At 67.3% G+C, this 14,816-nt stretch carries 11 protein-coding genes; 10 read left to right on the top strand and 1 reads right to left on the bottom strand.

Features of this window, described 5'->3' with window-relative positions; genetic code table 11:
- Nucleotides 1-170: 170 nt before the first annotated feature.
- The 6 genes from QM721_RS06970 (at nt 171) to QM721_RS06945 (ending at nt 7,528) form a co-directional block, all read left to right on the top strand.
- The gene (locus tag QM721_RS06970) at nt 171-1,433 is read left to right on the top strand and encodes a pyridoxal-phosphate-dependent aminotransferase family protein (protein WP_415120367.1); all 1,263 of its coding nucleotides are present in this window, start codon (nt 171-173) and stop codon (nt 1,431-1,433) included.
- The gene (locus tag QM721_RS06965) at nt 1,430-2,734 is read left to right on the top strand and encodes an allantoate amidohydrolase (protein WP_415120365.1); all 1,305 of its coding nucleotides are present in this window, start codon (nt 1,430-1,432) and stop codon (nt 2,732-2,734) included. The genes QM721_RS06970 and QM721_RS06965 overlap by 4 nt, the downstream gene beginning before the upstream one ends.
- Entirely contained in the window at nt 2,727-4,121 is a 1,395-nt protein-coding gene (allB, locus tag QM721_RS06960; RefSeq protein WP_415120363.1) for an allantoinase AllB, read from the top strand. Before QM721_RS06965 ends, allB begins: the two co-directional genes overlap by 8 nt.
- Nucleotides 4,122-4,817, top strand: a complete 696-nt coding sequence (locus QM721_RS06955; RefSeq protein WP_415120361.1) for a GntR family transcriptional regulator — start codon at nt 4,122-4,124, stop codon at nt 4,815-4,817. It begins immediately after the preceding gene.
- 432 nt (nt 4,818-5,249) lie between these two features.
- Complete coding sequence (locus QM721_RS06950) at nt 5,250-6,797, top strand: NCS1 family nucleobase:cation symporter-1 (RefSeq protein WP_415120359.1); 1,548 nt, start codon at nt 5,250-5,252, stop codon at nt 6,795-6,797.
- Between the two features lie 2 nt (nt 6,798-6,799).
- Nucleotides 6,800-7,528 carry an aspartate/glutamate racemase family protein gene (locus tag QM721_RS06945; RefSeq protein ID WP_415120357.1) on the top strand — a complete coding sequence of 243 codons (729 nt, stop codon included), beginning with the start codon at nt 6,800-6,802 and terminating at the stop codon, nt 7,526-7,528.
- A gap of 150 nt (nt 7,529-7,678) precedes the next feature.
- Here the strand turns inward: QM721_RS06945 and QM721_RS06940 are convergent, their stop codons facing one another.
- Entirely contained in the window at nt 7,679-9,097 is a 1,419-nt protein-coding gene (locus QM721_RS06940; protein WP_415120355.1) for a trypsin-like peptidase domain-containing protein, read from the bottom strand.
- Nucleotides 9,098-9,197: 100 nt separating this feature from the next.
- Between QM721_RS06940 and QM721_RS06935 the strand changes: the two genes are divergently transcribed.
- From QM721_RS06935 to argG, 4 genes are all read left to right on the top strand, one after another.
- Entirely contained in the window at nt 9,198-10,496 is a 1,299-nt protein-coding gene (locus tag QM721_RS06935) for an FUSC family protein (protein ID WP_415120353.1), read from the top strand.
- A gap of 237 nt (nt 10,497-10,733) precedes the next feature.
- Nucleotides 10,734-12,494, top strand: coding sequence for a 2-isopropylmalate synthase (leuA, locus tag QM721_RS06930; RefSeq protein WP_415120351.1), 1,761 nt, complete (start codon nt 10,734-10,736; stop codon nt 12,492-12,494).
- A gap of 165 nt (nt 12,495-12,659) precedes the next feature.
- Nucleotides 12,660-13,334, top strand: coding sequence for a TetR/AcrR family transcriptional regulator (locus tag QM721_RS06925; protein WP_415120349.1), 675 nt, complete (start codon nt 12,660-12,662; stop codon nt 13,332-13,334).
- A 10-nt stretch (nt 13,335-13,344) separates the two neighbouring features.
- A complete protein-coding gene (gene argG, locus QM721_RS06920) occupies nt 13,345-14,769 on the top strand; it encodes an argininosuccinate synthase (RefSeq protein ID WP_415120347.1) in 1,425 nt (474 codons plus the stop codon).
- Nucleotides 14,770-14,816 lie beyond the last annotated feature (47 nt).

Genomic DNA, 14,816 nt, shown 5'->3' with positions numbered 1-14,816 from the left:
TGGTCGGACCAAATGCCTTGCACGATAGCGTACCCAGCCGCTCCGTCCCCACCCCGATGTGGACGGACGACGCCTGCGCCAGCGCAGCGGAAACGGGCATGTAACACGGCTGCAATGATGCGCCACCACGATGCCGGAACGATGGTTTCCGCGAGCGAAGGAGGTGCGTCGTGCCGACGTCCCTGACGGCAACCGGGCCGGAAGCGCCTGGGCGTGCCACCGCACTGCCGATCCACCCGCCTCACCGGCTGCTGATGGGCCCCGGCCCGATCAATGCCGACCCGCGGGTGCTGCGGGCCATGTCGGCCGGGTTGGTCGGGCAGTACGACCCGGCGATGACCGACTACATGGCCGAGACGCAGCGGCTGTACCGCGGCGTCTTCCGCACCGCCAACGAGGCGACGCTACTCGTTGACGGCACCTCGCGGGCCGGTATCGAGGCAGTGCTGGTGTCGCTGCTCGAACCGGGCGACCGGGTGCTGGTGCCGGTGTTCGGACGCTTCGGCCACCTGCTCGCTGAGATTGCCGCGCGCACCGGTGCCGAGGTGCACACCATCGAACGTGAGTGGGGCACCGTGTTCGGTGCCGACGAGATCGAGGCCGCCCTCGATGCGGTCCGGCCCAAGGTGCTGGCCATGGTGCAGGGCGATACCTCCACCACGATGTGCCAGCCGCTGGCCGAGCTGGGTGCCCTGTGCGCCGATCGCGGCGTGCTGCTCTATTCCGACGTCACCGCCTCGCTGGGCGGCAATGAATTCGTCATGGACGACTGGGGCTTGGACGCCGCCTCCGCCGGCCTGCAGAAGTGCCTGGGCGGGCCGTCCGGCAGCGCTCCGATCAGCCTGTCGGACGCCGCGGTCGACGTGATTCAGGCCCGCCGGCACATCGAGGCCGGCATTCGCGAACGCGATGACGAGGAGCACGGCACCCGGATCGCGTCCAACTACTTCGACCTGGGCATGATCCTCGACTACTGGGGGCCGCGCCGGCTGAACCATCACACCGAGGCCACCTCGATGCTCTACGCGGCCCGCGAATGCGCCCGGTTGCTGGTCGACGAGAGCCTGCCCGGCGCCGTCGCCCGGCACGCGCTGCACGGTCGCGCCATGACCGAGGGCCTGGTCGCGCTCGGCCTGCGCCTGTTCGGCGACCAGAGCCACCGCATGCACAACGTGATCGCCGTGCACATACCCGAGGGTGTGAACGGCGACGCCGTGCGCTCGGGGCTGCTCCACGACTTCGCGATCGAGATCGGCACCTCGTTCGGCCCCCTGCACGGACGGGTCTGGCGCGTCGGCGTGATGGGGTACAACGCCCGGCACGACACGGTGCTGCTCACCTTGGCAGCGCTTGAGCAGGTGCTCCGCGCCGCCGGCACCAACCCGACGCCCGGTGCCGGGGTCGGCGCCGCCAAGGAGGTGTACGCGCAGTGAGGTCAGAGGCGTACGGGCCCAGTGCCACCTCGGCTCGGCTGCAGGCAGCGGTGTTCGAGGCCGCCGGACGACGGGCCTACGACCGCTGCGACGAACTCGCCGCGATCACCGAGGTGCGGGGACGCATCCAGCGACTGCACCTGACGCCGCAGCATCGGATGGCCAATAATCTGGTCGGGCAGTGGATGCGGGGTGCCGGCCTGGCCACCCGCATCGATGCCGCCGGCAACCTGGTCGGCCGCATCGAGGGTCGCGAGGCGCGGCTTCCAGCGGTGGTCCTGGGTTCACACATCGACACGGTGCCGGACGCTGGCCGCTACGACGGCCCGCTCGGCGTGATGATCGCCATCGAAACCGTCGAGCTGCTTCGCGAGGTCATGCCGATGATGCCCTGCGCGCTGGAGGTGTACGCGTTCAGCGACGAAGAGGGCACCCGGTTCGGTAGTGCGTTGCTGGGCAGCAACCCGGTTGCCGGCAACTGGAAGCCCGAATGGCTGGACCAGACCGATCAACGCGGAACCACTCTGCGGCAGGCGTTTCGCGACTTCGGCCTCGACCCCAACCGGGTCACCGAGGCGGCACTGCGTCCCGAACAGGTGGTGGCCTACCTGGAGGCACACATCGAGCAGGGTCCGCTGCTCGAGGCCATGGGCCGACCGTTGGGCGTGGTCACCTCGATCGCCGGCGCCCGCCGGTTCGCGCTCACGGTGACCGGCGAGGCCAGGCACTCCGGTGGCACACCGTACGACCGGCGAAAGGACGCCCTGGTGGGCGCCAGCCAGGCGGTGCTCGCGATTGAGTCGATCGCCAAGAGACGCGGCATCATCGCCACCGTCGGAGCCATGCACGCCTACCCGGGAGCGGTGAACGTGGTGCCGGGACGCGCCGAGTTCAGCCTCGACCTGCGGGCCGAGACCGACCGGGAGCGCGACGACGGCTGGGCAGAGATTCTCGACACCGTCACGAGCAACTGCCGGCTGCGCAACCTGCAGTTCAGTTGGGTGGAGGAACACCGGGCACGTGCGGTGACCTGCGCGCCCGACCTGATGGCGGCGGTCGAGGCGGCGATCTCCCGGGTCGACCGGTTAGGCGAGGTGCCCAGCCTGTACAGCCGGGCCGGGCACGACGCGATGGTGATGGCCGACCTCACCGACATCGGCATGCTGTTCGTCCGCTGCGAGGACGGCATCTCGCACGCCCCGACTGAAGCGGTGACGATGTCGGACGTGCGGCTGGCGGTGGAGGCGTTCACCGCGGCGGTGCGCAGCGTGCTGACCGGCGAGCGGAGACCCCATGCGTAAGATCTTTCGCGCCGAGCGCACCCTGGTCGGTTCGCAGTTGGTGCCGGCGGGTGTCGAGGTCGACACCGAGACCGGCACGATCGTCGCGGTGCGCACCGGTGTCGAATATGCCGCGGCCTTGGCCCGCGATGCGGCCGCGCAGATGGATCCGGGGCATGCCAGCACGGGTGCCTTGGTGGTGAACGTGCCCGACGAGGCGATCCTGCTGCCCGCCAACGTCGACTGCCACGTGCACGTCAACGAACCGGGCCGAACCGCCTGGGAGGGCTTCGCGTCGGCCACCGAGGCGGCCGCCTACGGGGGCATCGCCACGATCGTTGACATGCCGTTGAACTCCATTCCACCAACCACCACCACCGATGCGCTGGCGGTGAAGCGGGCCGTGACCGCCGGACAGTTGTTCGTCGACGTCGGGCTGTGGGGTGGCGCGGTGCCGGAAAACCTGGGGCAACTGGAGGAGCTGTGGGCCCAGGGGGTCTGTGGTTTCAAGTGCTTTCTGGTCGATTCGGGCGTGCCCGAGTTTCCGCCGCTGCTCGGTGCCGACTTCGGCCGCGCGATGGCCGAGGTGGCGTCGTTCGGGGGGCTGATGATCGTGCACGCCGAAGACCCCGACGTGCTCGGCTCGATCCCGCCCTGGTCGAGCCGGCGCTATGCCGACTTCCTCCGGTCCCGTCCGCACGAGGCCGAGGTGCGGGCGGTGCAGACCGTGATCGAGCAGGTGCGCCGACACGGCACTCGGGCCCATATTCTGCACGTCTCCAGCGCACAGGCCCTGGAACCGATTGCGCAGGCCAAGGCCGAGGGGCTGCCGCTGACCGCCGAAACCTGCCCTCACTACCTGATCTTCGACAGCGACGCCGTGCCCGACGGGGCATCCGAATACAAATGCTGCCCACCAATCCGTGACCCCGGCAACCAGCGCGAGCTCTGGCAGGGCCTGATTGCTGGGGTGCTCGACTGCGTGGTGAGCGACCATTCACCATCGACGGTGGAAGAGAAGACCAAAGGCGGCGGTGACCTGGCCCAGGCCTGGGGCGGGGTGAGCAGCCTCCAGGTGACGTTCCCGTCAATGGTCGACGCGGCAGCCGAGCGGGGCATCGGCATTGAGCGGGTCAGCGAATGGATGTCGGCCGGCCCGGCCCGGGTGGCCGGTCTGCCCGGTAAGGGACGGCTCGAGGCAGGTGCCGATGCCGACCTGATCTGGTACGAACCGGGGCGGGCGATCTGCATCGACGGCGGACGGCTGGCCCACCGCAACAAGCTCACCGCCTACACCGGGCGGGTGCTGTCGGGCAGCGTGCGCCGCACCATGATCGGTGGAAAGACGATTTTCGACGGCTTCGACCTGGCCGAGCCGTCTGGTCAGTTGTTGCGCCGAGGGAGCTGAATGTCTCCCCGGGTGCGTTCGACCGCCGCCCTCGTGGCGCAGTTGCGGCCGTCCGGCACCAGCCAGGAGGAGGTGCTGACCGAATTGCGCCGGGTGCTGGTGTCTGGTCGGGTGAAGCCGGGCACGCTGCTGCCGCTGGACTCACTCGCGAGGGCCTTCGGGGTGAGTCGAACCCCGGTGCGTGAGGCACTGAAGACGCTGCTCGGTGAGGGGCTGATCAGCCACAATCATCGCGGTGGGTACATCGTGCACGCCCTGAGCCGTGACGAGTTCGTCGAGTTGTATACGATCAGGCGGGCGCTCGAGGCGGCGGCACTGGGGGCGTCGGCGCTGTTGGCGGACCAGGCGCATCAGGCTGCGGTCAGCGAAAGCCTGGCCCAGCAGCGGATCGCCCTGAAGCTGGGCGACGTCGCCGGCTGGGATCTGGAGGGTCGCGCTTTTCATGAGGCGCTGGTGGCTGCCTGTGACATGCCCCGGCTGTGCCGGTTGATCCGTGACGCGGCGAACGCGACGGGCACGACCCGTCCGATGCTGCGGCTGCCACTGGCCAGAATCGAGCATCTGCACGGCGACCACGAGGCGATGGCGAGCGCCTTCGCGGCCGGCGACGTGGAGTCCTTGCAGAGGACTGCCGGGGAGCATCTGCACCGAGTGTGTACCTGGTTGCTGGAGGCCTTCGACGGAGTGGCATGTTGAGGAAGCGCTGATTGGTCGTTGGTCGAGCTTGGCGAGACCTCAGATATACGGCTCAGGCATGTATTTTCGACAAGCTCGACCACCGCTGGTTGCGCGTGTCGAAACCCCTTCTAAGAGCGCTCCGTTCGAGGTCTCGACAAGCTCGACCAACGAGCAATCGGCGCTTGCTTAACCGATGGCCGCGGGGTAGTTCGAGGTCTCGACAGGCTCGACCAACGAGCAATCGGCGCTTCCTTAACCGATGGCCGCGGGGTAGTAGGCGCAGAGGCACGCGCCAGATCAGACCCGAAGGCGAAGTCGGTTCACGGGTACCCCCGGGTATACCCATCCGACACATTCGTGTAATGCGGGCAGGCATCCGCTGAAACACGCCCTTTCTAGCGTGACCGGCAAAGTTCACCACCTGAGTCCCCCCGAACAGGGAGTGTCACCATGGCAACTACACAAACCAACCCCGAACCCGTGCACGTGTCCGCTGCGGCGGTGGGCGGCCCGATCATCAAGCCGGGTTACGACCCGCAACTTACCAACGAGGATCTGGCGCCTCTGGGCAAGCAGACCTGGAACAGCTACAACATCTTCGCGTTCTGGATGTCGGACGTGCACAGCGTCGGCGGGTACGTCACAGCCGGCAGCCTGTTCGCGCTCGGTCTGACCAGTTGGCAGGTCTTCATCTGCCTGATCGTCGGCATCTGCATCGTGTTGTACTTCTGCAATCTCGTCGCCCGCCCCTCGCAGGCTGCCGCGGTGCCGTACCCGGTCGCCTCACGCCTGTCGTTCGGCGTCAAGGGTGCCAATATTCCGGCGATCATCCGGGGCGCCATCGCCGTGGCTTGGTACGGCGTGCAGACCTACCTGGCCGCAGCGTCGCTGAATGTGGTGCTGCTCAAGCTGTGGCCCGACCTGGCCCCGCTCGCCGACGTCCGGATTCATGGCTTCCTCGGCCTCTCAGCCCTTGGGTACGTCTCGTACGGCGTGTTGTGGGTTGCCCAGGCGATCGTCTTCTGGCGCGGCATGGACTCGATTCGCAAATTCATCGACTTCTGCGGCCCCGCCGTCTACGTCGTGATGTTCGTGCTGTGCGGCTACCTGCTGTGGCAGGCTGGCTTCGACGTCAACCTGAACCTGTCGGGCAAGGAACTCAGCGGCTGGGCCGTGGTCGGCACGATGGTGTCGGCGACCGCTCTGGTGGTCTCGTACTTCTCGGGTCCGATGCTCAACTTCGGTGACTTCAGCCGCTACGTCACCACGTTCAAGCAGGTTGAGAAGGGCAATTTCTGGGGCCTGCCGGTCAACTTCCTGGTGTTCTCGCTGCTTACCGTGCTGACCGCGGCCGCTACTGTCCCGGTGTTCGGCGAACTGCTCACCGACCCGGTCGAGACAGTCGCGCGCATCGACAACACCTTCGCGATCGTGCTGGGTGCGCTGACCTTCACCATTGCCACCGTCGGGATCAATATCGTGGCCAACTTCATTTCGCCGGCCTTCGACTTCAGCAATGTGAATCCGCAGAAGATCAGTTGGCGCGTGGGCGGCATGATCGCCGCGGTCGGCTCCATTCTGCTCACGCCGTGGAACTGGTACAGCAACGACGAGGCGATTCACTACACCCTCGGTGTGCTGGGTGCCCTGATCGGCCCGCTGTTCGGCATTCTGATCGCCGATTTCTACTTGATTCGCAAGCAGAAGATCGTGGTCGACGACCTGTTCACCATGGATCCGAAGGGCGAGTACCACTACACCGACGGCTACAACGTCACGGCCATCACGGCCCTGATCGGGTCGGGCGTGCTGTCGATCGCCTCGGTGGTGCTGCCCAAGCTGCTGGGCGTCGCGGGCTGGATCAGCGATTACAGCTGGTTCATCGGCTGCGGCGTGGGCTTCGTGCTGTACTACTTCCTCGCCAAGCGGGCCAACATTGCCGGCTCGGGCACGCCGAGTGCCGCAGAACCAGTGCCCGCGGCGGTCTCCGAGGGCTGAGCATGCTGATCCGTGTGATCAACCCCAACACCACGGCGTCGATGACCCGCTCCATCGGCCGCGCGGCCGAGCGGGTCGCCGCACCCGGGGTGATCGTCCAGGCGGTCAACCCGGGTTCGGGGCCGGCCTCGATCGAATCGCACTACGACGAGGCACTGGCCGTTCCCGGCATCGTCGAAGAGATCGTGGCCGGCGACGCCGAGGGGGTGGACGGCTACGTGCTGGCCTGCTTCGGCGACCCCGGCCTGCTGGCCGCCCGCGAGATCGCGCACGGCCCGGTGGTGGGCATGGCCGAAGCGGCCATGCGGACCGCCGCCTATCTGGGCCGGTCGTTCAGCGTGGTCACCACGCTGGCTCGCACGATCGGCCGGGCGCAGGATCTGGCGGTGCAGTTCGGCGTGGCGCAGGCTTGCGCCGGGTACCACGCCATCGATCTGCCGGTGCTCGAGGTCGATACCGATCCGGCCACCTACGCCAGCCTGCTCGAAGCCTGCCGCCGGGCATTGGCCGGCGACAGGTCGGACGTCATCGTGCTCGGCTGCGCCGGCTTCGCGGGGCTGGCGCCCACGCTGCAGAACGATCTGGGCGCACCGGTGGTAGACGGTGTCGCTGCCGGGGTCGCCACTGTCCGGGGCCTGATCGACCAAGGCCTGAGCACCTCACGGGTGCTCGAATTCGCCAGGCCACCAGCCAAGGAGTACGCCGGCACCCTTTCGCGATTCGCGCTGTGACCGCGACCAGCCGACCGCGCCCCCTGCGGAATCTGTTGTGGAAGAGCTGATTCTTCGCTGGTCGAGCTTGTCGAGACTTCGGTTTGATTGCTCTCACTAGGAGGTTTCGACAAGCTCAACCAGCGGTGGGCGCATTGAGTCAGTACGTCCTCAACTGCTGCTGCCCAGGGTCACCTTGACCTCGCCGGATTGGCCGTCGCGTTCATACTTGATCGTCACGGTGCTGCCCGGGGCGTGGAACCGGATCGCGGCGATCAGCCCGTCGGCGGTGGTGGTGTTCACGCCGTCGACCGAGGTGACCACGTCCCCGGTTTGCAGACCGGCTTTGGCGGCCGGTCCGTCGGCTGTCACCTCGGCCAGGGTCACGCCCTGGGAGGTGGTGTCGGTCGAGGAGTCGTCGGACTGCAGCTTGATGCCCAGGTAGGCATCGGACGCCTTGCCGTTGGCAATCAACTCGTTGGCCACCCGCACCGCAACGTCGGCCGGAATCGCGAAGCCCAAACCGATGCTTCCGGACTGCTCCGACGAACTGCTCGACAGCGTGGCGCCCGAGGCGTTGATGCCGATCACCTGACCGTTGAGGTTCACCAGCGGGCCGCCGGAGTTGCCCGGGTTGATCGCCGCATCGGTCTGCACCGCCTCGTACACGGCGTTGCCCGTGGTGCCCGAACGAACCGCACGGGCCGTGGCCGACACGATGCCGCTGGTCACGGTCTCGCTCAACCCCAGCGGCGCACCGACTGCCACCACGGACTGCCCGACCACCACTGAGTCAGAGGTCGCGAAGGTGGCCGGCTTCAGTTTGTCGGCGCTCACCCCGCTGACCTTGATGACGGCCAGGTCGTTGTTGGCAGACGTGCCGACGATCGAGGCCTCAGCCGTGCTGCCGTCTTCGAATGTGACGGTGATGCTGCTGGCGCCGCCGGTGCTGCGCGACATGCCGGTGTTGCTCTCGGTCTCGCTGACCACATGGTCGTTGGTGAGAATGTGACCCTGGGTGTCGAGCACCACGCCGCTGCCGATGCTGCCGCTGTTGCCCGAGCGCACCGTGATGGTGACCACCGACGGAGAGATGGTGTCGGCCGCCGCGGTGATGCTGCCGTCGAGGGTGGATGGTTGCGCCACCGGCACCGCGCTCACCGCCGGTGATGCGCTGGTGGTCTGAGCGCCCAGCCAGGCGTAGCCACCGACTCCGGCCCCTGCACCCACCAGAGCCGCAATGGCGGTGGAGGCCACGAACATGGCTGCCCGGGGGCGCTTCGACCTGGTTGCGGTGACGGACGGCGCTGAGTAGGCCGCCCCCGGAAGCGGGGATGGCGGGGGCCCGAAAGCATAGCCGGGGGTATGCCCGGTGGGCTGCGCGGCCGGCTGAGAAAGGGTGACAGCTGGGGTGACAACGGACGGCTGCGAACTCACCGGCGGCTGGCTGATCGGTGCCGGGGCAGCCATCGGCTGCGACGGCGACGGTTGTTGGGGGTCCGGCTGGTTGCCGGCCGGGGGCTGCGCGGGGGAGTGCCAGGTCCAGTCGTCCGGACGTGGATGCTGCGGCGTGCTCTGCGGGCTGGTCATGCAATGGAGCCTGTGCGCCTTTGCTGTGCGCAGTCTGTGCGTTGGCGATGTCCTGATTGTGGGCCGAGCGCGCCGCTGCTTGCGCACTAAGCTGGCAAGAGTGACCGATCCGGACCACGAGACCCCGGCGCGGCGTCCGGCGGCTGTGCTGGCGGCCAATGTGTCGTCCCTGGCCGAGGACGCCTGGAACCGGCTCGACTTCCGACGCCGGATGCTGCTGTTCGGGCTGCACCTGCGCCAGGGCCTCCGGCGGATGCGCGGCTCACTGGTGCCGGTGCTGGTGGCCAGTATGGCCGCGTGGATCGCCTACGTCGTCGCGCACGATCTGCTGGGCCACCCCACCCCGTTCTTTGCCCCCGTCGCCGCCTGGATCTGCCTCGGCTTCACCTACAACCGCGTACCGCGCAAGGTGCTCGAGATCGGCGCTGGCGCCACCATCGGAGTAGGCCTGGGCGAGTTGATCCTCACCACGCTGGGTGCCGGTGGCTGGCAACTCGCCCTTGGCCTGTTGATCGGCGCGCTGGTCGCCCGCTTGCTCGATCGCGGTGATCTCTTCACGATTCAGGCTGGCGTGAACGCCATGGTGGTCATCGGCATGGGCACGCTCGGTAGCGAGATGACGGGCGCGGGGCCGTCCCGATTGATCGATGCCCTGGTCGGCGCCGGCGTGGCCCTGCTGCTGGCGGTCGCGCTGCCCGGAGACGTGCTGAACCGGCCACGCCGCTACGTTGGCAGCCTGTTGACCGAACTCGCGAAGGTCTTTTCGATGTTGGCCGCGGGGTTGCGGGTGGGCAACATCGAGTTCTTGCGCGACGCCCACGCCCAGTTGCGCGGGGTCGAGCGGCTGCTCGATGACGCCGTCACGGTCTGGAAGTCGTCGGCCCAGATCGTGTCGCTGAACCCGACGATGCGGCGCCACCGCGCCCAGATCGACGAACTCGGCCGGCAGCTCGACCTGAGCACGCGGGCGGTGCACACCGCCGAGACGCTGCTGCGGCAGTGTCGCGGGGTGGTCGATGAGGCCGATCCCGACCCGTCCATCGCCAGGATCATGGACGACACCGCGGCCACGTTCATCGCCTTGGCCGGCTCGATCCGGCACTGGTACCCGCCGTGGCAGGCCCGCACCAGGGCCAAGGATCTGGCCGCTGATTGCGCACCCGAGTTGTCCCTCCCCTCCGATTGGCGGCACAGCGCCCTACTGTCGGTGATGCGGTCGATCGCCATCGACCTACTGCAGCTCACCGGGCTGTCGCGCGACCAGGCCCGGGGGTACCTGCCTGGCACGGGTGCCGAGGCGAGCGGTCTGAGAGTGCGCGGCGACGAGGCCTCCGGGGTGTGGGGGTCGGACGAGTTGCCGTCGCTCGACACCCAGCCGGAGGAAGACGTCAGCGACTGACCAGGCGCGCAAGGACTGCCGCTGCTGGTGGCGACACGGGCCTCGTCGTGAGACTGCACGGGCCTCGTCGTGAGACTGCGAGTGACGCTGCGCGCGATCTGTGGGTATCATGCATGTATGGCATCGGTGAGCCTTATCCTTGGCTGCCGCAGCGAGGCCTCGATCTAGTTCTCAGGCCCCCCTCGTTGCGGAGACTTCGCATGCGCCTGAAGCCCACCGAGCACCGCACGAGGAATCATGACCATCACCGACAACCCATTCGGAACGCGCGTTCAGCCCAAGCCGGTACAACAGCCGTCCCCGATGCCCTTCGACCGGTACACCCCGTTCGTACCCGTGGATCTTCCCGATCGCACCTGGCCGGGCACGAAGATCACCGCCGCGCCGCGCTGGCTCTCCACCGACCTGCGCGACGGCAATCAGGCGCTGATCGACCCGATGACGCCGTCCCGCAAGCGGAAGATGTTCGACCTGCTGGTCAAGATGGGTTACAAGGAGATCGAGATCGGTTTCCCGTCGGCCTCGCAGACCGATTTCGATTTCGTCCGGGATCTGATCGTCGGCGGTCACATCCCCGACGACGTCACCATCAGCGTCCTCACCCAAGCCCGTGAGGATCTGATCGAACGCACCGCCCAGTCCCTGATCGGGGCGCAGCGGGCGACCATCCACATGTACAACGCGACCGCGGAACTGTTCCGGCGGGTGGTATTCGGCATCGACGAGGCACAGTGCATCGCGCTGGCCACGCGGGGGACCGAACTGGTGATGAAATACGCCGAGCAGAACCTGGGCGATGTCGAGTTCGGCTACCAGTACTCCCCGGAGATCTTCACCCAGACTCCGACCGATTATGCGGTGGAGGTGTGCAATGCGGTCATGGACGTCTGGCAACCGTCCGAGGGCCGCGAAATCATCCTGAACCTGCCGGCGACCGTCGAACGGTCGACTCCGAACACCTATGCCGATCAGATCGAGTATTTCGCCCGTCACGTCCGCAACCGCGCACACGTGGCGATCTCGCTGCACCCCCACAACGACCGGGGGACAGCGGTGGCGGCCACCGAACTGGGTGTCATGGCGGGCGCGGACCGCGTCGAAGGATGCCTGTTCGGCCACGGCGAGCGGACGGGGAACGTGTGCCTGGTGACCCTGGGCATGAACCTGTTCAGCCAAGGCATCGACCCGAAGATCGACTTCTCCGACATCGACGAGATCCGTCGCACCGTCGAGTACTGCACCAACATGGCCGTCCACCCGCGCCACCCATACGCGGGCGACCTGGTCTACACCGCCTTCTCGGGCTCCCACCAGGACGCCATCAAGAAGGGGCTGGAGGCGCTGGCCAACCAGGCCGCCGCGCAGGGCAAGGGGATTCACGAGATCCCCTGGGAGGCGCCGTACCTGCCGATCGACCCCCACGACGTCGGACGCAGCTACGAGGCGGTCATCCGGGTGAACAGCCAGTCCGGCAAGGGCGGCATGGCCTACATCATGAAGTCCGAGCACCACATGGAGCTGCCCCGGCGGCTGCAGATGGAGTTCAGCCGGGTCGTCCAGCACCACATGGACGAAGAGGGCGGCGAAGTCACCCCCGACCAGCTGTGGAACTACTTCACGGCCGAGTATCTGGGGGACACCGAGCCGCTGGAACTGGTCAGCGTTCCCGACATCAGCAACGGTGGCCGCTACACGGTGACCGCCAACGTCCGGGTGAAGGGCGTGGAGAAGACCCTGACCGGTGAGGGCAACGGTGCGTTGGACGCCTTCGCGGACGCGGTCAGCATCCTGGGCTACGAGGTGCGGGTCCTCGACTACACCTCGCACGCCCTGTCGTCCGGCACGGACGCCGTCGCGGTCGCCTATGTCGAGACCGAGATCGGTCACGGCGACGACACCCGGGTCATCTGGGGCGTCGGCATGCACGAGTCGATCGCGACCGCCGCGCAGAAGGCAGTCATCGGCGCGATCAACCGGGCAGCGCGCGCCAATGCCTGATCCCTGGCGCGAGCGCAGCACCCCGCCACGACAGCCGTTCGCGGCGGGGTGCGTGCACTCGTCCGGATTCGAAGTGTCGCAACGCGATTCTTGTGTGGAACTGCTAGGTTTCGGTTGAAAAATTTCGGACGCCCAGGCGGGCGTTGAGGCACCAAAGGGGACGAAGTGGCGCGTCGTCCACGCGGGCAACTGCGGCAGGACATTCTTGACACGGTCATCGAATTGTTGATCGACACCGGCGATGTGGCGTCGGTATCAATCGACGCGGTCGTTGACCGGGTCGGCTGTACGCCGCCGGCCCTCTATTACTATTTTCCGACCAAGAACGAACTGCTCTGGCAGGCATGTGATGCCGAGTTCGCCAAGCTGGCCGAGCACATCGATGCCGACGTGGCCGGCATCGTGCCGACGGGCCCGATTGTCGAGTTGGCGCAACGGGGAAGTGCCCTGTTGCATTGGGCGGTCGCGCACCCGGCTCTGTACCACATCCTGTTCATGGGTACACGCCAGGACGGCCTGGTGCGGGGCGGCACCCGCGACAACCCGGCGCTGCGAGCGACGATCGCCAATCTGCAGTGCGGAATCGCAGGGGGCCTGGTGCGTCCTGAGATAAACCTGCAGCTCACCACCCTCGCGCTGTGGGCTTCAATGCACGGCTTCGCCTCACTCACTGTTACTTTTCCCAGCATTCCGGTCGCCGAGGTCGAGTTGTGCATGCAGGCCGCCTGCACTCCGCTGCTGCGTTCGTTGATGACCCCTCTGGGCTTGGAGGAGTTCGAACGACTGTCGCTGGCCGCTCATGGTGAGACCCCGCCGATTCCGGTCGTCGACGCCCCCTAGGATCGGCTGCATGCCCAAGGTTCTTACGCAACTTCCCATCGGCGAACGAGTCGGGCTGGCCTTTTCCGGCGGCCTCGACACATCGGTAGCCGTGGCGTGGATGCGCGAGAAGGGATCGGTTCCCTGCACCTACACAGCCAATCTTGGCCAGTACGACGAGCCCGACATCGACTCGGTGCCGGGGCGTGCCGCCGACTACGGCGCCGAGATCTTCCGCATGGTCGACTGCACCGCCGCGATGGTGGAAGAGGGCCTGGTGGCCTTGGTCTGCGGCGCTTTTCACATTCGTTCGGCGGGTCGGACCTACTTCAACACCACCCCGATCGGACGGGCCGTCACCGGCACCATGCTGGTGCGCGCGATGCGCGACGATGACGTCTGGATCTGGGGCGACGGTTCCACCTACAAGGGCAACGACATCGAGCGGTTCTACCGTTATGGGCTGCTGGCCAACCCGCGGCTACGCATCTACAAGCCGTGGCTCGACCACGACTTCGTCAGCGAACTGGGCGGACGCGCCGAGATGAGCCAGTGGCTGGCCGAGCGGGGCCTGCCCTACCGAGACTCCAAAGAGAAGGCGTACTCCACCGACGCCAACATTTGGGGCGCCACCCACGAGGCCAAAGACCTGGAATCTCTCGACGCCAGCATCGAGTTGGTCGATCCGATCATGGGGGTGCGGTTCTGGGATCGCGAGGTCGAGATCGCCACCGAAGACGTCACGATCGCCTTCGAGCAGGGCCGCCCGGTCAGCATCAACGGCGTCACCTTCGCCGACGCGGTCGCGCTGGTGCGGGAGGCCAACGCGATCGGCGGGCGCCACGGGCTGGGCATGTCCGACCAGATCGAGAACCGGATCATCGAGGCCAAGAGCCGCGGCATCTACGAGGCGCCTGGCATGGCGCTGCTGCACATCGCCTACGAGCGGCTGGTGAACGCGATCCACAACGAAGACACTGTCGCCAACTACCACGCCGAGGGCCGCAAGTTGGGCCGGCTGATGTACGAGGGCCGCTGGCTTGACCCGCAGTCGCTGATGCTGCGCGAGTCGCTGCAACGTTGGGTCGGCTCGGCGGTGACCGGCGAGGTGACGCTGCGGCTGCGCCGGGGCGACGACTACTCGATCATCGACACCTCCGGCCCCGCGCTGTCGTACCACCCCGAGAAGCTGTCGATGGAGCGGGTCGGCGACGCCGCCTTCGGCCCGGTTGACCGGATCGGCCAACTCACCATGCGCAACCTCGACATCGCCGACTCGCGTACCCGGCTGGAGCAGTACGCCCACCTGGGGCTGGTCGGCGGCGCGGTGTCGTCGCTGGTCGGCGAGTTGCAGCCGGGCGAGGCCCGAGGCATCACCGAACTGACCGCCACCACGTTCCCGTCCGAACTCGACGATGCGACCGCCGATGGCGCCATGGAGTTCGGCGCCGACTGAGCCTCGATCAAGGCCACGATCAGCGGCTGCTTGGCGCGCCCGCCGAG

Origin of the sequence: Micropruina sp. (genome assembly GCF_047602085.1) — a bacterium.
Classification (GTDB): domain Bacteria; phylum Actinomycetota; class Actinomycetes; order Propionibacteriales; family Propionibacteriaceae; genus Micropruina.
Note: the sequence above shows the minus strand (reverse complement) of the source record. Positions and strands in the feature narration are given on the sequence as shown.

Coding starts and splice junctions, on each gene's coding strand:
- QM721_RS06950 (WP_415120359.1), top strand. CDS start 5,250: ATGGCAACTACACAAACCAACCCCGAACCCGTGCACGTGTCCGCTGCG.
- argG (WP_415120347.1), top strand. CDS start 13,345: ATGCCCAAGGTTCTTACGCAACTTCCCATCGGCGAACGAGTCGGGCTG.
- QM721_RS06940 (WP_415120355.1), bottom strand. CDS start 9,097: ATGACCAGCCCGCAGAGCACGCCGCAGCATCCACGTCCGGACGACTGG.
- leuA (WP_415120351.1), top strand. CDS start 10,734: ATGACCATCACCGACAACCCATTCGGAACGCGCGTTCAGCCCAAGCCG.
- QM721_RS06945 (WP_415120357.1), top strand. CDS start 6,800: ATGCTGATCCGTGTGATCAACCCCAACACCACGGCGTCGATGACCCGC.
- QM721_RS06955 (WP_415120361.1), top strand. CDS start 4,122: ATGTCTCCCCGGGTGCGTTCGACCGCCGCCCTCGTGGCGCAGTTGCGG.
- allB (WP_415120363.1), top strand. CDS start 2,727: ATGCGTAAGATCTTTCGCGCCGAGCGCACCCTGGTCGGTTCGCAGTTG.